Raw genomic sequence first — 19,306 nt, 5'->3', positions numbered from 1 at the left:
AATGTCGGCGCAATGACAGGCGCCTGCCGCTACCATAGGCGTTTTATTCACGAATGATGAGCGCCCGCCATGGACGACGCCTTTAGCCACCAATTGACGATGACCATCCTGATGACGCCAGACATGGCGAATTTTTCAGGAAACGTACACGGCGGCACCATCCTCAAGTATCTGGACCAGGTCGCTTATGCCTGTGCGAGCCGGTATGCCGGCCAATACGTGGTGACGCTGTCCGTGGATCAGGTTGTGTTCCGCGAACCCATTCATGTGGGCGAACTGGTCACGTTCCTGGCGGCGGTGAACTACACCGGCCGCACGTCGATGGAAATCGGCATCAAGGTCGTCACCGAAGACATCCGCAAAAAGCTCGTGCGCCACACCAACAGCTGTTACTTCACGATGGTGGCGGTAGACGACAAGGGCGCGCCCACCGCCGTGCCGCCGCTGGAACCGCGCAACCTGGAAGAACGGCAACGCTTCGAAGCCGCCGGCCTGCGCCGCGAACTGCGCCAGGAAATGGAGCGCCGCCACGATCAGATCAAACGTGAAACCACGCACGACACGCCGCAAGCCTGATTCCGCGCGCCGGACGCCATAAAAAAAACCGAGCCACGCAGGCTCGGTTTTTTCATGTGCAGAATCACGCGCGTTCTGCCGCGCCAGGAGGCGCGGGTGGCGCCGATGCGGGCTCGCGGTCGCGGCCCACCATGCGTTTCAATCCCAGCCATTGCTGCGACCAGAAGCTGCGGCCGTAATCGCGCCCGCCCAATTCCGCCTGCTGGTCGTGGATGCCCGTGGGGCCGTAGCCCACGCCGAAGCGGGCGGTACGGAACAGCACGTCCCAGATGGGGAACAGCGCGGCGAAGTTGTAGCCGCCCACCGGACCCGGCGACGAGGCGTCGTAGGCGATGGAATGGTGATGGCGGTGAAAGCGCGGGCTGACCAGCAAACGTTCGCCAATCGCGCCGAAGTGCATGCGCAGGTTGGCGTGCGAAAAGCTCTGCGCCAGTTGGGTAATGGCCACCACCATCACGAACTGCGCGGGCGGCACGCCCACCAGTTGCGACACGAACACGACCAGCACGTCGCGCAGCATGTCGTCCAGCAAGTGGTTGCGGTCGTCGCTCCAGATCGTCATCTGGCGTTGGCTGTGATGCACGGCGTGCAGCGCCCAGAGCCAGCCGAAACGATGCTGCGCGCGATGGTAGAAATAATCGACCGCGTCAAACAGCAGCAGGTAGATGATCAGGCTGACCCAGGCCTTGTCGGTAACGCCGGGCCAGTACTGGTCCAGCTGAAACGGCGCAAAGCCCCAGATGTGCAACTGGCCGAACACGCTGTCCCAGAAGGGATCGATCGTGAAGAACAGCGCCAGCCGGAACACGCCCAGGCGATGGATCAGCGTGTAGAGCACGTCGATGCCGATCTGGCGGCGGTCGGTGACGGCTTCAACGGGCCGCAGGCGTTGCAGCGGGCCGAACACCAGCACCAGGACGGCGATCTGCACCAGGCCGACCAGCAGCCACATGGTGGCGTCGTAGCCGTCTTCGATGAAGTTGCTCAGCCCCAAATGGAACAGAGCGGGCTGGATCAGCGTCTCGAAGAGCCATTGCTGGCAAGCCCCGAAGAATTGACTAAGCGTATCCATAATCAATGATGCGTAGCGATCCAATCGCGATAAGCGGGATGCGTGTTCAAGGTAGCGAAACAATAGCCCTTCTGCTGCAAGCCCACAATCAAGGGCTCCAGCACCGCGGGCGCCCAGGGGTCCTGGCGCGACCAGATGCCCAGATGCGCCAACAGGATGTCGCCGGGCTTGATGGTGCGCAGCGCCTGGTCCAGCAGCTTGGCATTGGGGAATTTGTCGCTGGGCAACTCATCGCCCAGGAAGCCGGCAGGCGCCCAGCCCACGTGTTCGTAGCCGCAGGCCTTGGCCGCCTTCAGCAAAGCGGGCGAGGTCTTGCCGCCCGGCGCACGGTAGATCGGCAGCATGTTCTGGCCCGTCATCTGATGGAAACGGGTGGCGGAACGCTTGATCTCGGCGCAGTACTGCTCGGCCGTCCACTGCGCCGTCTTGCCCGTGTCGGGGCCGGCGCTGGGCTTCACGCGGAACTTGCCGCCGGGCAGGTCGCCCTGCCAGTAGACGTGGTCATAGGTGTGCGAGCCAAAGGCGTGGCCTTCGGCCGCGCGCGCCTTCCACCACGGCGCCCACACGTCGTCCAGGCTCGAGCCCTCGGTCTTCGTGCGTTCGTTGGCCAGGAAGAACGTGACCTTCACGTGATGGCGGTTGAGCACGTCGGCGATCAGCGGCGCAACACCCATGTGGCCGGTGTCGAACGTCAGGTAGACGGGTTTGTCGCAGGTGGCCTGCACCGGGGCGGCGTTTGCCATCGGGACGGCAATAGCGAGACAGATGGCCAGAACGCTTTTCGCCGCCGGGCCGCCCCAAGGCGAAAAAGCCCCCTTGGGGGGCAGCAAGCTCGCGACAGCGGGCGCGGCGTGGGGGCCTTTAACGCGTTGGCGCATGGTTCAGCGTCCAGACGCCGTGAGGCGACTTGCCCACCGTCACCTGGTTCACGACCTTCTTCTGCTCCAGGTCCACCACCGTCAGCTTGCGCGCCCAGCGCGACGTGACCAGCAGCGTCTTGCCGTCGGCCAGCACGTCCATGCAGTCCGGGCCGCCCGGCACGGGGAACGTGTCGGCAACCGTCAGCGTCTGCATGTCGATGCGACTGATGGAGTTGGCGGTGCGGTTGCTGACGAACAGGTGGCGCTTGTCGCCCTGCGCGCGGAACGCGTGTGCGCCGGCCGCAGTCGGGATGCGTTTGACCAGCTTGGCCGGGCCGTTGCTGACGTCATAGGCTTCGACGAAGGAGTCGCCCGTCAGCGCCACCAGCAGGGTCTTCTGGTCGGGCGTCAGGAACACGTCGGCCGGCGTCTTGCCTACCGACACCGTCCACTTGGGCGTCTGCGTGGCCAGATCGATGGCGATCAGCTGGTCGCTGTCTTGCAGCGTCACGTAGGCCGTGGTGCTTTTCTTGTCGATCATGATGTGGCTGGGCGTCTTGCCCGCCGGCACGCGCTTGACGAGTTTCAGCTCGGCGCCCTTTTGCTGCGGCTGCCAGGCGTAGATGTCGATGTGATCCAGGCGGTTGGCCGCCGTGACGAACCACTTCATGTCCGGCGAGAACTGCAACTGGTAGGGGTCGACGATGCCGGTCAGCGTGCGCTGCACTTCACCCGTCTTGGGGTCCATCATCGTGATGGTGTTGCCGGTAGCGTTGGCCACCATCAGCGACTTCTCATCAGGCGTCAGGTACAGGTGATGCGGCTCTTTGCCGGTGGGCACGCGCCGCACTTCCTTGTAGGTGACCGGGTCGATGATGCTGACGTTGGCGTCCAGGGAATTCAGGACGAAAATCGGGGCCGATGCCGCCGCTGCGCTAAGCGCCATCCCCACGCCTGCCAGGGCGTAGCGGACAAAATGCATGAGATTCAATTTCAAGGTCCGGCAAGTAAGGATCGGGCACCGATCCCAATGGTCGCCATTTTAGGCACAGCGGCCTTTCAAAAGGGCAACAAGCAGGGGTTTGGCGACAAACGAATGCGCCTGTTGCCGTCCAGCAACAACCCCTGCCCGAAGCGTCCCCCGAATCGCCAAAAAATCATTTGGTTCCAACGGGTTGCGCGTCGGCGTCGACCCACGCGCCAGCGGTGATATCGCGTTCGCGCAAGGCCGCTGCACGGGATGCGGATGACGGCCCCAGGTCCGATTCCAGCACCCCGCCTTGCGGGCCGATGACAAAGGTGCCGATGCCGGTGCGTCCGTACTGCGCGGGCCACGCGACGATGCGGTATGCCGTGTCCTGGCTGCCCGGCAACACCTTGAAGCGATAACCGGAATAGGCATCCGCCACCGGGGTTTCCGGCCCCATGACGAGCGCGTCCGGCCCAAACGCCTGCTCGGGCGCGCCGGGCACTTCGGGCCAGTACAGGCCGTCCATGCTGCCGGGCCGGCTGACGAGGCGGCTCGCATAACGGCCCTGGCCCACGCCTTGCATGTATCGGGTCTGCGCCGCCTGCAATTGCTTCAAGGCTTCGATGGCGCTCAATTCATTGCGGCCAATCGTGCGGCGCTGGATTTCCGCTTTGCCCGCTGCCGGGTCGAAACGCCAACCCTTGCCCGACTGCACGATCGGCACGGGCATCGTCCAGCCGGAATCTCCCACCGCCAGCCAGGAACGGCCGCCGTCGGCGATGATCTCGTGCTTCTTTGCCCAGGCCGACAGGAATCGGTAGATGTCGTCCTGCGCCACGCCGCCCGGCACGATCTGGTTATGGTTTGGCCCCAGCACCTTGGCCATGGCGGCGGAATCGCTGGTGGCCAGCGCGTCGGCAAAGGCGTCGGCCGCGGCCTGCGACGTCGGATACACGCTTTGCGCCGCCACCGGCGCGGCCAAGCCCAGCGCCAACAATGTTGCGGCGCTTAGCGTACGGGCACGAACCCAGGCATTCGTCATGAAAGCTCCCTTGTCCATGGTGCTTACCTCCGGCCGCCGAAATGACCGCCGCCGCCGCCACCCGCACGTCCGCTGCCGCCGCCGCTAGCCCGATGTCCGCCACCGCCGCCGCCCCGATTCATCTCGCTGCGTTGGCTCTGCTGGCGCATCCGGTCGCCGTTGCCGGCGTCGTGCAGCGCGCTGCTGCTGTTGGAGGCGCGGGCACGATCGCGGGCGGCGGATTCGTCCGCGCGCTGGCGTTGGGCCGCTGCCTGGTGGTCCTGCGTGGAAACGCTGGAAGAACGTGGTGTGTGGTTGGCGCCGCTTTGCGCCCGGTCGCGGGAGCCTTGCCCGGCGCCTGCGTTGGCGCCTTGTCCACGGCTGGCCGCCGCGTCACCACCCCGGCCTGCCGCACCCTCACCACCCCGGTCCGCCGCAGCCTGGCCGCCTCGACCTGCGGCGCCCTCGCCGCCTCGCCCGGCTGCGCCCTCGCCGCCCCGGCCCGCTGCGCCTTGGCCGCGTGCCCCGCCCCGTTCTTCATGACCGGCTATCGATTGCCCCGTGCGCCCCTCGAAAGACTGCGCGGCGCGGTCACGTGCGGCTTCCCGGGAATTCGCTGCGGGCGCGGCGCCGGCAGCGCGGCCGCCCTGGCTCTGCCCAAGCCCCTGCCCTTGCCTCTGACCCTGCGCTGCCTGGCGGTTCTGCAAACCCGCCTGGCGTTGGCTGTCGAAACGCTGGCGGTTGCCCGCATCCGCATAGGGCGTGTTGCCGCGGTTGGCCGGGTTGTGCTGCCACGACACGTTGTTGTTTCTGGCGTTGTCGATCCGGTTATTGACGTTGATGTTATTGTAGCGGTTCACGTCGATATCAACGTCGTTGTGTCCCCAGTTGAATCCGCCCCACATCGAATTCACGGCCGCCACCCCCAGGCCAAACCCGATGCCGGATACAAGCGCGGTCGCAAATACCGAGCCCGGAGGCGGGGGATAGTAATAAGGCGGATACGACGGATAGGACCACGCCCCGTACACCACCGTCGGGTTGTAGCTGGGCACATAGACCACTTGCGGGTCGGTCGGCTCAATCACCACCACCGTCTTGTTGGTGTCGGTGGTCGTGGACTTCACCGTCTGCTGCGGCGTGCTCTTCAGGTTGCCGGCCTTTTGCGCTTGCGTGCGCAGCCGCTGAACCGAATCCATCACCCCGTCCGGCTGCGCCAGGAAGGCGTCGCCCACGGATTTCACCCAGTCGGGCTGACGCCCCATCATGTCCATGACGGAAGGAAACGCCACCAGGGATTTGACGCTGGGGTCCCAGCTTTCGCCTTCAACCGCCTTGACCGCCGCATCGCCCGACTCGGACGTATGCGCCGCCGACCATTTGGCCGCAGCGGCAATGTCGTCGGGGTACGTGGCCCCCATCAGGATTTGTGACAGCAGCGAATCAGGGTACAGCGCCACCGGCGCCATCAGCTGATCCAACTGCCCATTGTCCAGCTTGGTCTGCGCCACGGCGGGCAGGCAGACTGCAAGCCCCAGGCACAACCAGCCGATGAACCACCTTTGCAGTCGACGCATGAACCGTTCTCCGTGTAGCAACGCATGAAGCTGAACACCAGGAAGAAACCGCCGGATAACGCGCTGACAATATATGCCTAACGCCGGCGCAGGGGAAGCGCCGGCGCCAATCTCGCTTTCTTACAGTTTGGCGACGGACACCTCGGTGGCTTTGACGAAGGCCAGCACCTCGGTGCCGACTTGCAGGTCCAGTTCCTTCACGGAACGCGTGGTGATCACGGACGTGACGATACCTGCCGGCGTGTCCACGTCCACTTCGGACACCACCGGTCCCAGGATGATTTCCTTGATCTTGCCGCGGAACTGGTTACGGGCGTTGATGGATTGAATGCTCATGGCTTGCTCCTGATGAAAGGGTCGGCGCCATCGGGGCGCCACGTAAAAGGGAAATGACTGACGGCGCTACACCGCCAGCCGCAAATGCCGAATCTGGATCACGGGCGCAAGCGGCCGGTCGGTCAACGGCGGCTCTGCTTCTTTCAAGATGGCGCGCAACACCCGCGCGGCCAGCGCGGCAAAAGCGGCGGAACCGCGTGCGCGCGGGCGCGTCAATGCCACGCGCTCGTCAAAAATCACCGCACCCTCGTCGATCACCACAATGCGATCGGCCAGCGCCACGGCTTCGTGCACGTCACGCGTGGCCAGCACGGACGTAAAACCGCCGCGCTGCCACGCCTGTTCGATCAGCGCTTGCGCGTCGATGCGCGACAGCGCATCCAGCCCGCTTAACGGGTCATCCAGCAACAACAGGCCGGGTTGGCGCAATAGCGCTCGCGCCAACGCCACGCGCTGGCGCTGCGCAGCATTCAACTGCGCCGGCCAGTCGCTGGCGTGTTCCGCCAAGCCCACTTGCCGCAGCGCATCAAGCGCCCGGCCCCGCGCATCGCCCGGCACACCCAGCGCCACGTTCTGCCACACGCGCTTCCACGGCAGCAGCCGGTCTTCGGGAAACACCAGCCGCACCCGTTCGTCGGACGCCCATTGCGGAAAGTTGTCGAACAGCACGGGCGAACGCGTGGGCGGCCCCCCCTGCGCGCCGCTTGGCCGGTCAAGACCCGCCAGAATGCGCAGCAACCTGCTCTTTCCCGCGCCGCCACGTCCCACGACGGCCACGAACTCGCCCGCGGCAATATCCAGATCCAGCCCCTTGAGCACCACGCGCGCGCCATCCCGCTTGGCCAGCTTGCGCAGGCTGATGCGCAGCGGCCGGCCGGGTTCCTCCACGGGCGCGTCCGCGTCATCGCGCCGCGTCCGGTCAGGCACCTCCAGATGCTGCAACAGCTCGAACTCCTGCGGCGGGATGAACATCAGCGTGCCGGCCGCCACCCTAGCGGGCCGCCTCCAGCTTTTGCTGATAATCGGTCTTCACGAAACCCGCAAATGACTTATCGGTCACCGCCAGGAATTCGCGCGACGCGTAAGCCGCCGCGATGTCTTTCACATACGGCTTGCCGATATCAGCGGTGCGCACGGCGACCAGGTTCTGGTAGGTGGGCGTGGTCTTCTCCAGCGCCAGCGCCGAGGTCAGCTTCAGGCCCGAGGCCAGCGCAAAGTTGCCGTTCACAAACGAGTAATCGGTGTCGTCCAGCGAACGCGGCAACTGCGCCGCTTCAAGCGGAATCAGCTTGATCTTCTTCACGTTCACGGCCACGTCCTTTTCTGACGCCTGCAAGGGGTCGTAGCCATCGCGCAGCTTCACCCAGCCCAGCTCCTGCAACACCACCAGCGCACGCGCCTGATTGGTCGGGTCGTTCGGCAAGGCCACGGTGACGCCGTCAGGCGCCGCGTCCACGCTATTGTATTTCTTGCTGTAGATGGCGATGGGCGCAGTGGGCACCTTCACCAGCTCGGACAGCGCCAGCTTGTTCTTGGCCGCGAAGTTCTTCAGATACACCTCGTGCTGAAACGCGTTGGCGTCCAACGCGCCCTGCGCCAGCGCGAAGTTGGGCTGGATGTAGTCGTTGAATTCCACGATCTTGACCGTGTAGCCCTGCTTTTCCAGGATGGGCTTGATGCCAAGTTTGATCTGGTCGCTGTACGGCCCGGCCGTGGCGCCGAACACGATTTCTTTCTTCGCGGGGTCGGCAGCATGCGCCGCACCGAGGGTCAGCGCGGCCAGCGCCGCGAACAGGGCAAGTCGAGGGAATGACATGTGAGTCCTCAAGCGTTCAACGCTTGTCGATATGGCGCGCGACGGTATTGCCCGCTACCTGAATGATTTGCACCAGCACGACAAGCAGCGCCACGGTCAGCACCATCACGTCGGTCTGGAAGCGGTAGTAGCCGTAGCGAATGGCCAGGTCGCCGATGCCGCCGCCGCCCACCACGCCGGCCACCGCCGAATAGGAAAGAAAGCTCACGGCCAGCACCGTCAAGGCAAGCACCAGGCCAGAGCGCGCCTCAACGAGCAGCACGCGCCGCACAATCTGAAGCTCCGACGCGCCGGCCGCATGGGCGGCCTCGATCACGCCGCGCGGCACTTCCCGCAGGCATTGCTCGACCAGGCGGGCAAAGTAAGGAATGGCCGCGAAAGACAGCGGCACCGCCGCCGCAACGGGACCGATCGACGTGCCCGCAATCGCACGCGTAAACGGCACCAGCGCCACCAGCAAAATGATGAACGGAAACGAACGCACCGTATTCACCGTCCAGCTCAGCAGCCGATGCAACACCGGACGGTCCAGCGACTGGCCGGGCCCCGTCAGAAACACCAGCACACCCAACGGCCCTCCAAACAGAATGGACGCAGCCAACGCGATGGCCAGCATCAGAAACGTCTGGCCGACCGCCACGCCCAGTTCGGGCAGCAACTGCACAAAGGTATCCAGCATTACGCAACCTCTTCATACGGGTGGGTGGCCTCGCGGATGAGCTCGCGGCCCAGCGCGGACGACAGGTGCACGTTGGCGCCCGAGATTTCTGCCTGCTCAAGCACGCGGCCGTCTTCCATCACCGCCACATGGCGGCATAGCGCGCGCACGACGGCGAGTTCGTGTGTGACGATCACAATCGTCACGCCCAGCCGCTTGTTGACGTCGCGCAGCACGGCGAGCACGGAACGCGTGGTCTCGGGGTCCAGCGCGGAAGTGGGCTCGTCGCACAGCAGCACCGCGGGCTCGCTGGCCAAGGCGCGTGCGATCGCCACGCGCTGCTTCTGGCCGCCCGACAATTGCGCGGGGTAGCTGGCGATCTTGTCGGTCAGGCCCACGATGTCCAGGCAGTCGCGCACGCGCGCCGCAATCTGTTCGCGGCTGCGTCCGCCATGCACGCGCAATGCAAAGGCCACGTTCTCGAACACGGTCTCGTTTTGCAGCAGATTGAATTGCTGAAAGATCATGCCGATGTTCTGCCGGGCGCCTCGCAGCGCGCGCTTGGGCAGCGCCGTCAATTCCGTGCCGGCCACATGCACCGCGCCTTCGTCTGGCCGTTCCAGCAGGTTGATCAGGCGCAGCAGCGTGGACTTGCCCGCGCCGCTTTTGCCGATGATGCCGAAGGTGTCGCCCGCGCGAATCGACAAGGACACATCGCGCACGGCATCGAAGCGGCCCGCGCGCGTGGCGTAGGCCTTGCTGACGGCGTCCAGCCGGATCACGGTCTGCGGCGCGCTGGGAAGAGAAGAAATCTGGGTCATCGGGAAGGCATCAGGAGTAAGCGGTGGGTTCAGGAATCTGGTCCAGCAGCGCGTAGCGGCCCAGATCGCGGACCTTGTAGGCCACCGGGTCGTGCAACGTGTGCACGCGCGCATTGCGCCAGAAGCGGTCGTAGCCGAAACGCGCGGCGGTGGAACTGGCGCCGGTGACGTCGAACAATTCCGACCCCACTTCCAGCGCGGCGCGATGCGCCAGCACCTTGGCTTGTGCGCCCGCCACCGCCACCCGGCCGCGCTCGTCCGCCGTCACGGACGGGCCGCGTTCCAAGGCGGCATCCAGCGCCAGACCCGCCTGGTCCGTCAGGGCCTCTGCGGCTTGCAGGCGCAACCAGAACTCGCCGAAGCGCTCCTGCACATACGGGTCGTCGGCATGGCGCTGCACGCCTGCGGCAAACCACGCGCGCGCATCCTCGCGCACATAGCGGCGCGCTTCCTGGAATGCGCCGCGCGCCAGCCCCAGGTACAGATTCGTCATGATCAGCTGCGCCACCTGCGACCGCAGCGTGGCGCGTGGCGTTGCCGTCACGCCCGGCGCTTGCAGCACCTGAATGGCTTCCAGGCGGACGTGGTCGAAACGCACCGTGCCGCTATCGGTCTGGCGTTGTCCGAAGGCATCCCAATCCGGGTTTACGGTAATGCCCTCAGCCCGCGTCGGCACCGCCGCGATCAACGCGGTATCCGACGCCTTGTGCCAGGCAGAAAACGTCAGCACATCCGAACCCACCGAGCCCGAGCTGAAACTCTTCACCCCGTCGATGCGGTAGCCATCCAGTTCGGCGCGCGCAACCACGCGGCGGTCCAGCGGGTTCAGCGCATTGCCCCAGAACAGATTGCGTTCGACGGTGGGTTTCAAGAAATACGCGTGCTGTGCGGGCGTGCCGTAGAGCAGTACGCCGGCGACTTGCAAATGGTGAAAACCAAAGACGTGCGCCAAGGCGCTGTCGGCTTCGGCCAAGCGGCGCACCGCCGCCAACACCGCGGACCAGCTTGCGCCCGCGCCGCCAAATTCTGTTGGCACTGACAAGCGCAGCAAGCCGCTCGCGCGAATCAGTTCACGTTCGTGCGCGGCGTGTCCGCCCTGCCGGTCGCGCTCGACAGCGGTCGCGGCCAACTGCGACGCCAGTGTTTCCAGCGCCTGCGCCGGGTCTGCGGAGAACGCCGGAGTGACATCATCGGCTTCAGCGGCCTGCGCCACGGATGTTGTTCGTATGGCTTGAATCTTGGCCATGGTTGAAATCCTAATAAGCGCCAGCGGCGGGCCGCGCGCGGCTCCAGCGCGACGCATGACGCGACCAGGCAGACAGCAAGCGATCGGCCGCCTGGGCCAGCACGGCGTAAATCAAAAAGGTCAGCACGATGCGGTCAACGGCCGTGCTGCCATCGGGATGGGCCGCCAGGGTGCGAATGGCTTCGACGCCAAGCAGCAAGCCCCACAGCAGCACCAGCGCCCCTCGCAGCCCGGACAGTACCGACGGCAAGGCGCCCAGCAAGATCACGTCGCGCAACAGCGGCCAACGGGCAAGACCTGCCGTGCGGCCCAGCTCGATCAGCGTTGCGTCCACCCCGCGCACCCCTTGGAACGCGGCGGCATACACCGGAAAGAACACGCCCACGGCCAACAGGCCCAGCGTTGCGCCTTCTTTTGTTTCCCCTATTGCGCCCGCGCTCAGCAGCAGCAAGGGAATGCTCGCCAACACCGCCACGCCGCGCAACACGCGCACTCCTGCGTCCAACACGTTGCCGGCCGTGCGCGACAACCCGTTCAGCGCACCCAATGCCACCCCCACGGCGCCGCCCAACAGCAGCGCCACCGACACACGCCACACGCTGACGCGCAGCAGCGCCCATGCGTCGCCCGACCTCCAAGCCTCTGCCGCAGCGGAGACCAACGAAGACGGCGTGGACAGCACCGGCAGCCAGAGCGCAGACATCAGCTTGCCGATTCCTTTGGCACCAGTTCGGTCGCCATGACTTCGCCAAACGGTCCTGTCAGCACCGTGTTGCCCGCGTGGCGCTGGCCCTTGCCAGGCAGCAGCGGAAACACCAGCTCGGCAAAGCGATACGACTCTTCCAGATGCGGATAGCCCGAGAAGATGAAGGTGTCGATGCCCAGATCGGCGTATTCCTGGATGCGGGCGGCGACGGTCTTGGGATCACCCACCAGCGCGGTGCCCGCCCCGCCACGCACCAGCCCCACACCCGCCCACAGGTTTGGAGCGATTTCCAGATGCGAACGGCCGCCCTGCCCGTCGCTAAGCTTTCCGCCATGCAAGGCGGCCATGCGCCGCTGGCCTTCGGAATCCATCTTGGCAAACGCTGCTTGCGCCGCGCTCACCGCGTCTTCGCTCAAGTGGCTGATGAGCTCGTCGGCGGCCGCCCATGCCGCTTCTTCCGTTTCGCGCACGATGACGTGCAAGCGGATACCAAAGCGCAAGGTGCGCCCATGCTCCGCCGCCCGTGCACGGATGTCCGCGATTTTCCTGGCCACAGCTTCGGGCGGCTCGCCCCAGGTCAGATAAACGTCCAACTGCTCGGCGGCCAGCGCATGTGCGGCCTCGGACGAGCCACCGAAGTACAAAGGCGGATACGGCCTTTGCACGGGCGGATAAATCACCTTGCCGCCCTTGGACACCAGCTGTTCGCCTTCGAAGCTGTAGCCTTCGGCCTGATGGCTGTTTTCCAGAATGCCGCGCCAGATGTGCAGATAGTCAGCCGTGATGGCGTAGCGCTCGTCATGGCTGACAAAGACACCGTCGCCTTCCAGCTCACCCGGGTCGCCGCCCGTCACCACGTTGACCAGCAAACGCCCTTCGGACAGACGGTCAAACGTGGCGGCCATGCGCGCCGACACCTGCGGGGAGCTGACGCCGGGGCGTATCGCCACCAGAAACTTCAACCGGCGCGTGGCGCCGATGAGGCTGGACGCCACGACCCACGCATCTTCGCAAGACCTGCCGGTGGGCAGCAGCACGCCGTCATAGCCCAGCGTGTCGGCCGCTACCGCGACCTGACGAAAGTAGTCATAGCTTGCCGCGCGCGCGCCCTGGCTGGTGCCAAGGTAGCGCGAGTCGCCATGCGTGGGAATGAACCAGAAAACATCCATGTGCAGCTCCGGGTCAGACGCTGAACCCGCCCGCAAGCGCGAGGCGGCCCAGGTCATAGGCTTCGTTGACAACGATGGTGCGCGGCAGCACCTGCTCGCTCAAGCGGTCAACGGCGTCGTCCAGGCGCGCGCGCACGTCATCGTCGATATGAATGGCGCCGTCATCATCGACGCGCACCTGCTTGTCGGTGGCGTACACGCCTGCCAGGATGTGGCGGGCGCCCAGCGCCGACAACACCGGCTTCAGCCCGTATTCCAGCGCCAGCAAATGCGCAGGGCTTCCGCCCGTGGCAATCGGCAGCACCACCTTGCCGGCCAGCGCCTTCTCATCCAACAGATCCAGCACGGCCTTCAGCCCGCCGGCGAACGAAGCCTTGTAGACCGGCGTCGAAATCAGCACCGCATCCGCGGCGCCAACCCGCGCCCGCAACGCGCCGGCGGCCGCGCCCGAGTAATGGCCTTCAATCAATTCTTCGGCCGGAATATCGCGCAAGCCCAGTTCACTGACACCCAGCCCCAACGCGCGCAACCGTTGCGCGGCATGGCGAAGCAAAGCAGAAGACCGGGAACGCTGAGACGGGCTGCCCGTCAAGGTAAGGATGCTCATGGGGGTTCGCAAAGGTCGCGTCAGAACGCAGGAATGAGGGAACCCTTGAATTCCTTCTCGATGTAGGCGCGCACTTCGGGCGACTGGTAGGCAGACACCAGTTTCTTCACCCAAGGCTCGTCGCGGTCTTTGGTGCGGACAGCGATCAAGTTCGCATAGGGGCCGTCAGCCGCCTCACGGCCAATAGCGTCACGGGCAGGCACCAGGCCAGCTTGTTCGGCGTAGTCGTTGTTGATGGAGGCCGCCGTCAAGTCATCCAGCGAACGCGGCAATTGCGCGGCATCCAGCGCCACCAGCTTGATCTTGCGCGGGTTGGATACGACGTCCAGCGGCGTGGCGGTGTTCTTCTGTTCGGCTTCGGGCTTCAGCGTGATGAGCTTGTAGGCAGCCAGCAAGCGAAGCGCGCGGTTGCCATTGGACGGGTCGTTCTGAATGCCAACAGACGCGCCTTCAGGCAGGTCGTTGAGTGATTTGATTTTGCGCGAGTAGAAGCCCAGCGGCGCCGTGATCGTCAGGCCAACCGGAACAATATCGAAGCCGCGGGCTTTGATCTGATTGTCGAGAAACGGCTTGTGTTGAAAGGCGTTGGCATCGAGGTCACCGGCGTTGAGGGCCGCGTTCGGAAGCTGATAGTCGTTGAACTTGACGAGCTTGATGGTGAGGCCGTCACGGGCGGCGACTTTCTGAACAACATCGAATATCTTTTCCGCCGTGCCGACAGAGATGCCAACGGTGATGGTGGATTTATCTGCGGCGTGTGCGGGGGTGATGAACGGAATCGCGAGGAGTGAGGCGGCTAACAGGTAACGAAGCGAGGGCATGATTTTTGGCTCGGAGCGAGAGATGATTTGAGGATTCTGGCACCGGGATGAGATGGCGAAAAATACTTAGTCGGTATGAGGTTATGTGTGCGCGCACCCACCACAACTCAATACACCCGCACTCCCCGCTTACCCACATGCTCCAACGGCAGCTCCCCCCTACCCGCCCCAAACAGCTTCTCCCGTAACCCCCCTTCCGAGTAAGCCGTCTTATAAGCCCCCCGTTCCTGCAACTCCGGAATCACCAGATCCACAAAGTCCTCATAGCACTCCGGCGTCACCGTCCTGGCCACATTGAACCCATCAATATCCGTCTCAGCCACCCAAGACTCCAACTCGTCCGCCACTTGCGACGCGCTACCCACCAGCGCCGGATATCTCCCCCCCAACGCCATATCGGCAAGCAGATCCGTCACCGTCCGATCCGTTCTCGACACCGTCAGATTCTTCACCGCCGACTCAATCGCGTTGTTCTTCACATACCGGATTGGCTCGTCCGCCGCATAACGTGAAAAGTCGATGCCCGTAGAACTTGCGTAATGCGCCAGCCCCGCCTCCGGATTCGCATACCGCAAATACTCCGAATGCTTCTCCCGAGCCTCGGCTTCCGTCTTGCCCACCACCGCCGTCACCCCCATGAAGAACTTGATATCACGCGGATCACGCCCCTCGCGCGCCACCGACTCGCGCACGCTTGCCACCAGCTTACGCAAGCCTTCCTTCGTCTGGCTCGACACAAATACGCACTCCGCATGACGTGCCGCAAACGCTTGGCCCCGGCCCGACGAGCCTGCCTGATACAGCACCGGCGTGCGCTGCCGCGACGGTTCCGACAGGTGATAGCCCTGCACCTTGTAGTACTTGCCCTCGTGATCAATTCGCCGCACCGCATCCGGGCTCGCATACACACGCGCACGCTTGTCTGCCTTCACCGCATCGCGGTCCCAGCTTTCTTCCCACAGTTTGTAGGCCACCTCCAGAAACTCATCCGCGCGGTCATAGCGTTCATCGTGCGCAATCTGTTCCGACAAGCCCATCGCACGCGCGGCGCTTTCCAGATAGCCCGTCACGATGTTCCAGCCGATGCGGCCGTTGCTCAGGTGGTCCAGCGTGGAAAAGCGACGCGCCAGCAGATACGGCGCTTCGTAAGTCAGGTTCACCGTCACACCAAAGCCCAGGTGCTGCGTCACCGCCGCCATCGCCGACACCGTCAGCAGCGGGTCATTCACCGGCAGCTGAATCGATTCCCGCAACGTCAGGTCCGCCGAGTCCTGGTACACGTCATACACGCCCACGATGTCAGCCAGAAACAAGCCGTCGAACAGGCCTCGTTCCAGCAACTTCGCAAGGTGCGTCCAGTATTCCAGCGTCTTGTATTGCGTGGACGTGTCTCGCGGATGCGTCCACAAACCGTGATTGATGTGGCCGACGCAATTCATGTTGAACGCGTTGAGCAGGATTTTCTTTTTCGCCATGAAAGTTGGCTCCGTCAGGATCAGGTGGTGCCCACGCGGCCGTGCGCAATGTCGTTCAGGTAGTAATTGCCCACCGCGTGCCGCTTCCAGCGCACCGGATCGTGCAGCGTGTGCGTGCGGGCATTGCGCCAGTGGCGGTCAAGATTCAGGTGGTCCAGCGTGGATTGCGTGCCCGCCAGCTCGAATAGCTTGGTGCCTGCGGCCAGCGAGGCTTCGGTCGTCAACACACGGGCCTCCGCCACCGCGATGGCGGCGGCGGCCACGTTGGCGGCGGTGCCGTCGGCCGTAGCCACATCCAGAATGCGGCCGGCGCGGGCGACCAGCGCGCGCGCCGCTTCCAGCCGGATGGACAGGCGGCCGAACTCGCTGATCGTCAGCGGATCATCGGCGGCACGTTCAACGTTGGCGTCGATCCACGGACGCGACCGTTCGCGCACAAAGCTCAGCGCGTCTTGCAACGCGGCCTGGCCGATGCCCAAATCGATAGCGGCGTGGATGATCTGCGCCAGCGGCTTGATCGTGTTCGGGGGGGCCACCGGATCGGCCAGCAGCAACACGTCTTCGGCAAGCACCGCCACGTCGGTGAAATGCACGGTGCCGCTGCCCGTGACGCGCTGGCCAAAGCCTGACCAGTCGTCGATGACTTCCACACCGGGGCTGTCGCGGCGCACGATGGCCAGGCGCTGAATGCCGTCGCCATCCACAGTGGCCGTCGGTATCCACTGCGCGTACAGCGCGCCCGTGCAATAGAACTTGCTGCCGTTGATGCGCCATCCGCCCGCGCCATCCGGGTCCAGCCGGGTGCGGCGCTCGGCTGCCGTGCGCGTGCCGGTTTCGGCCAATGCGTTGCCGAAGCGTTCACCCGCCAGCGCGCGTGCGTAGAAGCGGCGCTGCTGGTCGGCGCTGCCGTTCACGCGCAACACTTCCAGCGCGTAGTAGTGATTCTGCGGAGTCTGGCCCAACGAGCCATCGGCGGCCGAGATGATGGCGGTGATTTCGGCCAGCGTCACGCGCGACACGCCCGCGCCGCCATGCTCGCGCGGCACGGTGATGCCCCACAGGCCCGACAAGGAATAGCGCTCCAGCTCCGCCAGCGGCAGACGCCGTTCGCGGTCGCGTTGGGAGGCTTCGCGTGCGAAGTCTTCGGCCAGCGCCCGCGCTACCGACAACGCTTGCGCACCCGACTCGATGACAGCGGCGCGGCGCGGCGCCAACGTGGATATTTTCTCGTGCGTCATCGCGTCAGATCCAGGAATGGCGGTTGGGGCGCTGGCCGTTAAGCACGTAGTGGCCCACCGCGTGATACTTCCAACGCACGGGGTCGTGCAGCGTGTGCGTGCGCGCGTTGCGCCAATGACGGTCCAGATTGAACTCGGCCAGCGACGCCCGCGCACCGCTCAGTTCGAACAGCTTTTCGCTGGCCGCCAGCGCAATCTCGGTAGACAACGCCTTGGCGCGCGCCACGGAGATCGACGCGGCGGCAACGTCGTCTCCGTTCAGCGCGCGCCCACGGGCATCGTCCAGGTGCTGCGCAGCTTCCGTCAGCAAGGCCTGGGCCGCATGCAGTTCGATGTAAAGCTGCCCCACGTCCGCAATCACATACGGGTCTTGCGTGGCGCGTTCAACGTTGGCCTCTACCCACGGACGCGAGCGCTCGCGCAGAAACGCCACCGCGTCTTGCAACGCCCCTTCGGCGATGCCGACGTCGATGGCAGCCTGCATTAGTTGCGCGAATGGCCCGATCAACACGAAGGCCTGCTGAGCTTGCCAGGCAGGCAAGATGGCATGAGGTTCGACACGCACGTTATCCAGCAGCACCGTGCCGCTGGCCGTGGTGCGTTGGCCGAAGCTGGACCAATCGTCCACGACGGACAGCCCCGGCGCACCGCGCTCCAGAATCACGGTCACCAGCCGGCCTTCGGTGTCCAACACCTTGGCGGGTATCCAGTGCGCGAATAACGCGCCCGTTGAATAGAACTTGCGTCCACTGACGCGGTAGCCGTCACCATCGGGCGTGAGCCGCGCTTCGATATCGCTAGTGTGTTTCGTATGCCGCTCGGGGCCCGCATTACCCAGCCGGTAGCCGTCCAGCACGCCGTCGTAGTAGCGGCGCTGCTGCGCGGGCGTGCCGGTCAGGCGAAGCAAATTGAGGAAGCCAAAATGGTTTTGCGGAATCTGGCCCAACGACGGGTCAGCGGCGCTGATGATGCGAAACACATCGGCCAGCGTCACATGCGACACCTCTGCGCCGCCATATTCGCTCGGCACGGTGATGCCGCCCAATCCGCTTGCCGTATAGCGTTCGATCTCTCGCCAAGGCAGCCCGCGTTCGCGGTCGCGTTCTGCCGCACCCAACGCGAAGTCGGCGGCCAGCTCGTGCGCGGAGGCAATGGCCTGGGCATCGTCATGAATGCGGGCCGGGCGTATCCGCCGCGGCGCCTGATCCGGTTCGTGGTGGGGTGAAAGGCTTGAAGCCGTATTGCTGGACCCGTGCGGCATGGTGCGCCCCGGCGTTGAGGAAACATGCAGCCTATCGGCGCGCCATCACACGCGGAAGGACGGATTTCTCATGCGGTTATTTGAAATCGGTATATGCGCGCGGCGCGCCCGTTGCCTACTGTTAGCAGCGCGCATAGGCACATATCGACATGACCAAAGAATGTTTGCGGGCGGCGTCAGCGCTTGCTTAGAGTCGAGACTTTTCCGCGTCCGACACCTGCCATGCCTGAACTGGACCTGCCCCGCTTGCCTCTGACGCTGGACTATGACGGCGCCTTGGAGGCGCGCTTGTTCGACGACATCCGGCTGGTTGTCGCGCCCAACATTCCTGCCGTGCGTCTGGAGCCACCGCGTGATCTGGCTACGGCCGAAGAGCGCCACGCTGCCGCTGATTACGCCATCTGGAACACGGTGCACGACTTGTTCATCACCCAGGTCGCCGCGCAGGCGATTGCTGGCCCGTTCAAGGAGGACACCGGCTTTCAATTCGCCCTGGCGCGCCAGCTGGGCGACGACGCGGCGCACGCAGAGTTTTCGCTCGGCCGCGCGACGGTGCTGCTAGGCGCATCGCCGCTGGCTGCTGTTGAGCAAGGCGTGCAGGAAGCCTGGGATCTCGTTGGCGGCTTCGCGCTGCGCAATTGGCAGAACTTCCTGGCCTGGCAATTCCATTACGAGCACTACATCCTGGCGCGGCTGTTCGTGAACCGGCGCACGGCACGCGTGCTGGACGCGGGACATCGGGAATTCGGCGAGAACCGCATCCTGCCCGATGAAGAAGCGCACCGCATCCGCATCACGCAATGGTGGCTGGAAAAACTGGCGCGCACCGACCCCGCACAACGCGAAGACTGGGTCGCAGGGCTGATCCAGGCTGACGAGGACGTGCAGCGCCTGCTGGGCCCCTATCTGCGCGATTCCTGGCAGTTGAACCTGCGCGCCACCGGTCTGGACACCCGCAACCATGTTGCGCTGTATGACGCCTGGCGCCGCGAACTGCTGGCCACGCTGCTGCGCCTGGACCCCGACGAACTTCCCGCTCTGACCAGCCTGGCCGCCTGACACCGCCGGCACTCTCT

20 protein-coding genes are annotated in these 19,306 nt (G+C 64.8%); 2 read left to right on the top strand and 18 right to left on the bottom strand.

Annotated features, from left to right (window positions below):
- The first annotated feature begins 69 nt into the window (after window positions 1-69).
- Window positions 70-576: an acyl-CoA thioesterase gene (locus AC1DB0_RS09550; RefSeq protein ID WP_054421179.1), complete on the top strand. Its 507-nt coding sequence runs from the start codon at window positions 70-72 to the stop codon at window positions 574-576.
- 64 nt (window positions 577-640) lie between these two features.
- Here AC1DB0_RS09550 and AC1DB0_RS09545 read toward each other — a convergent pair whose 3' ends face one another.
- The 18 genes from AC1DB0_RS09545 to AC1DB0_RS09460 form a co-directional block, all read right to left on the bottom strand.
- Entirely contained in the window at window positions 641-1,648 is a 1,008-nt protein-coding gene (locus tag AC1DB0_RS09545; RefSeq protein WP_054421178.1) for a sterol desaturase family protein, read from the bottom strand.
- A gap of 2 nt (window positions 1,649-1,650) precedes the next feature.
- Entirely contained in the window at window positions 1,651-2,391 is a 741-nt protein-coding gene (locus tag AC1DB0_RS09540) for a polysaccharide deacetylase family protein (RefSeq protein ID WP_175170589.1), read from the bottom strand.
- A 118-nt stretch (window positions 2,392-2,509) separates the two neighbouring features.
- A complete protein-coding gene (locus AC1DB0_RS09535) occupies window positions 2,510-3,490 on the bottom strand; it encodes a YVTN family beta-propeller repeat protein (protein WP_054421177.1) in 981 nt (326 codons plus the stop codon).
- A 175-nt stretch (window positions 3,491-3,665) separates the two neighbouring features.
- Window positions 3,666-4,538 (bottom strand): DUF2950 family protein, encoded by an 873-nt coding sequence (locus AC1DB0_RS09530; RefSeq protein ID WP_342067469.1) that lies wholly within the window; start codon window positions 4,536-4,538, stop codon window positions 3,666-3,668.
- A 5-nt stretch (window positions 4,539-4,543) separates the two neighbouring features.
- Entirely contained in the window at window positions 4,544-6,076 is a 1,533-nt protein-coding gene (locus AC1DB0_RS09525; RefSeq protein ID WP_476757412.1) for a DUF3300 domain-containing protein, read from the bottom strand.
- A 120-nt stretch (window positions 6,077-6,196) separates the two neighbouring features.
- Window positions 6,197-6,412 carry a TOBE domain-containing protein gene (locus AC1DB0_RS09520; protein WP_006227327.1) on the bottom strand — a complete coding sequence of 72 codons (216 nt, stop codon included), beginning with the start codon at window positions 6,410-6,412 and terminating at the stop codon, window positions 6,197-6,199.
- A 66-nt stretch (window positions 6,413-6,478) separates the two neighbouring features.
- Entirely contained in the window at window positions 6,479-7,384 is a 906-nt protein-coding gene (locus AC1DB0_RS09515) for an ATP-binding cassette domain-containing protein (RefSeq protein ID WP_342067471.1), read from the bottom strand.
- A gap of 19 nt (window positions 7,385-7,403) precedes the next feature.
- A complete protein-coding gene (locus AC1DB0_RS09510) occupies window positions 7,404-8,228 on the bottom strand; it encodes a MetQ/NlpA family ABC transporter substrate-binding protein (RefSeq protein WP_342067472.1) in 825 nt (274 codons plus the stop codon).
- A gap of 16 nt (window positions 8,229-8,244) precedes the next feature.
- A complete protein-coding gene (locus AC1DB0_RS09505) occupies window positions 8,245-8,907 on the bottom strand; it encodes a methionine ABC transporter permease (RefSeq protein WP_054421174.1) in 663 nt (220 codons plus the stop codon).
- Window positions 8,907-9,707 carry a methionine ABC transporter ATP-binding protein gene (locus AC1DB0_RS09500; protein ID WP_476757411.1) on the bottom strand — a complete coding sequence of 267 codons (801 nt, stop codon included), beginning with the start codon at window positions 9,705-9,707 and terminating at the stop codon, window positions 8,907-8,909. The genes AC1DB0_RS09505 and AC1DB0_RS09500 overlap by 1 nt, the downstream gene beginning before the upstream one ends.
- A 10-nt stretch (window positions 9,708-9,717) precedes the next feature.
- Window positions 9,718-10,953 carry an acyl-CoA dehydrogenase family protein gene (locus tag AC1DB0_RS09495; RefSeq protein ID WP_441371391.1) on the bottom strand — a complete coding sequence of 412 codons (1,236 nt, stop codon included), beginning with the start codon at window positions 10,951-10,953 and terminating at the stop codon, window positions 9,718-9,720.
- A 10-nt stretch (window positions 10,954-10,963) separates the two neighbouring features.
- Window positions 10,964-11,656: an ABC transporter permease subunit gene (locus tag AC1DB0_RS09490; RefSeq protein ID WP_054421171.1), complete on the bottom strand. Its 693-nt coding sequence runs from the start codon at window positions 11,654-11,656 to the stop codon at window positions 10,964-10,966.
- A complete protein-coding gene (gene ssuD / locus AC1DB0_RS09485; RefSeq protein ID WP_447980849.1) occupies window positions 11,656-12,828 on the bottom strand; it encodes an FMNH2-dependent alkanesulfonate monooxygenase in 1,173 nt (390 codons plus the stop codon). Before ssuD ends, AC1DB0_RS09490 begins: the two co-directional genes overlap by 1 nt.
- Before the next feature lie 13 nt (window positions 12,829-12,841).
- Window positions 12,842-13,435 carry an NADPH-dependent FMN reductase gene (gene ssuE / locus AC1DB0_RS09480; RefSeq protein ID WP_054421169.1) on the bottom strand — a complete coding sequence of 198 codons (594 nt, stop codon included), beginning with the start codon at window positions 13,433-13,435 and terminating at the stop codon, window positions 12,842-12,844.
- 20 nt (window positions 13,436-13,455) lie between these two features.
- Window positions 13,456-14,256: a MetQ/NlpA family ABC transporter substrate-binding protein gene (locus AC1DB0_RS09475; protein WP_342067476.1), complete on the bottom strand. Its 801-nt coding sequence runs from the start codon at window positions 14,254-14,256 to the stop codon at window positions 13,456-13,458.
- Between the two features lie 107 nt (window positions 14,257-14,363).
- Window positions 14,364-15,731 (bottom strand): LLM class flavin-dependent oxidoreductase, encoded by a 1,368-nt coding sequence (locus tag AC1DB0_RS09470; RefSeq protein ID WP_054421167.1) that lies wholly within the window; start codon window positions 15,729-15,731, stop codon window positions 14,364-14,366.
- 20 nt (window positions 15,732-15,751) lie between these two features.
- Window positions 15,752-16,969, bottom strand: coding sequence for an SfnB family sulfur acquisition oxidoreductase (locus tag AC1DB0_RS09465; RefSeq protein WP_476757410.1), 1,218 nt, complete (start codon window positions 16,967-16,969; stop codon window positions 15,752-15,754).
- Window positions 16,970-16,973: 4 nt separating this feature from the next.
- Window positions 16,974-18,230 carry an SfnB family sulfur acquisition oxidoreductase gene (locus AC1DB0_RS09460; protein WP_476757409.1) on the bottom strand — a complete coding sequence of 419 codons (1,257 nt, stop codon included), beginning with the start codon at window positions 18,228-18,230 and terminating at the stop codon, window positions 16,974-16,976.
- Between the two features lie 222 nt (window positions 18,231-18,452).
- Here AC1DB0_RS09460 and AC1DB0_RS09455 point away from each other — a divergent pair, with 222 nt between their 5' ends.
- Window positions 18,453-19,289 carry a hypothetical protein gene (locus AC1DB0_RS09455; RefSeq protein ID WP_476757408.1) on the top strand — a complete coding sequence of 279 codons (837 nt, stop codon included), beginning with the start codon at window positions 18,453-18,455 and terminating at the stop codon, window positions 19,287-19,289.
- The last annotated feature ends 17 nt before the right edge of the window (window positions 19,290-19,306 follow it).

Source organism: Achromobacter sp. 10T422 (genome assembly GCF_056394065.1).
Note: the sequence above shows the minus strand (reverse complement) of the source record. Positions and strands in the feature narration are given on the sequence as shown.

Coding starts and splice junctions, on each gene's coding strand:
- AC1DB0_RS09550 (WP_054421179.1), top strand. CDS start 70: ATGGACGACGCCTTTAGCCACCAATTGACGATGACCATCCTGATGACG.
- AC1DB0_RS09545 (WP_054421178.1), bottom strand. CDS start 1,648: ATGGATACGCTTAGTCAATTCTTCGGGGCTTGCCAGCAATGGCTCTTC.
- AC1DB0_RS09540 (WP_175170589.1), bottom strand. CDS start 2,391: ATGGCAAACGCCGCCCCGGTGCAGGCCACCTGCGACAAACCCGTCTAC.
- AC1DB0_RS09535 (WP_054421177.1), bottom strand. CDS start 3,490: ATGCATTTTGTCCGCTACGCCCTGGCAGGCGTGGGGATGGCGCTTAGC.
- AC1DB0_RS09530 (WP_342067469.1), bottom strand. CDS start 4,538: ATGGACAAGGGAGCTTTCATGACGAATGCCTGGGTTCGTGCCCGTACG.
- AC1DB0_RS09525 (WP_476757412.1), bottom strand. CDS start 6,076: ATGCGTCGACTGCAAAGGTGGTTCATCGGCTGGTTGTGCCTGGGGCTT.
- AC1DB0_RS09520 (WP_006227327.1), bottom strand. CDS start 6,412: ATGAGCATTCAATCCATCAACGCCCGTAACCAGTTCCGCGGCAAGATC.
- AC1DB0_RS09515 (WP_342067471.1), bottom strand. CDS start 7,384: ATGTTCATCCCGCCGCAGGAGTTCGAGCTGTTGCAGCATCTGGAGGTG.
- AC1DB0_RS09510 (WP_342067472.1), bottom strand. CDS start 8,228: ATGTCATTCCCTCGACTTGCCCTGTTCGCGGCGCTGGCCGCGCTGACC.
- AC1DB0_RS09505 (WP_054421174.1), bottom strand. CDS start 8,907: ATGCTGGATACCTTTGTGCAGTTGCTGCCCGAACTGGGCGTGGCGGTC.
- AC1DB0_RS09500 (WP_476757411.1), bottom strand. CDS start 9,707: ATGACCCAGATTTCTTCTCTTCCCAGCGCGCCGCAGACCGTGATCCGG.
- AC1DB0_RS09495 (WP_441371391.1), bottom strand. CDS start 10,953: ATGGCCAAGATTCAAGCCATACGAACAACATCCGTGGCGCAGGCCGCT.
- AC1DB0_RS09490 (WP_054421171.1), bottom strand. CDS start 11,656: ATGTCTGCGCTCTGGCTGCCGGTGCTGTCCACGCCGTCTTCGTTGGTC.
- ssuD (WP_447980849.1), bottom strand. CDS start 12,828: ATGGATGTTTTCTGGTTCATTCCCACGCATGGCGACTCGCGCTACCTT.
- ssuE (WP_054421169.1), bottom strand. CDS start 13,435: ATGAGCATCCTTACCTTGACGGGCAGCCCGTCTCAGCGTTCCCGGTCT.
- AC1DB0_RS09475 (WP_342067476.1), bottom strand. CDS start 14,256: ATGCCCTCGCTTCGTTACCTGTTAGCCGCCTCACTCCTCGCGATTCCG.
- AC1DB0_RS09470 (WP_054421167.1), bottom strand. CDS start 15,731: ATGGCGAAAAAGAAAATCCTGCTCAACGCGTTCAACATGAATTGCGTC.
- AC1DB0_RS09465 (WP_476757410.1), bottom strand. CDS start 16,969: ATGACGCACGAGAAAATATCCACGTTGGCGCCGCGCCGCGCCGCTGTC.
- AC1DB0_RS09460 (WP_476757409.1), bottom strand. CDS start 18,230: ATGCCGCACGGGTCCAGCAATACGGCTTCAAGCCTTTCACCCCACCAC.
- AC1DB0_RS09455 (WP_476757408.1), top strand. CDS start 18,453: ATGCCTGAACTGGACCTGCCCCGCTTGCCTCTGACGCTGGACTATGAC.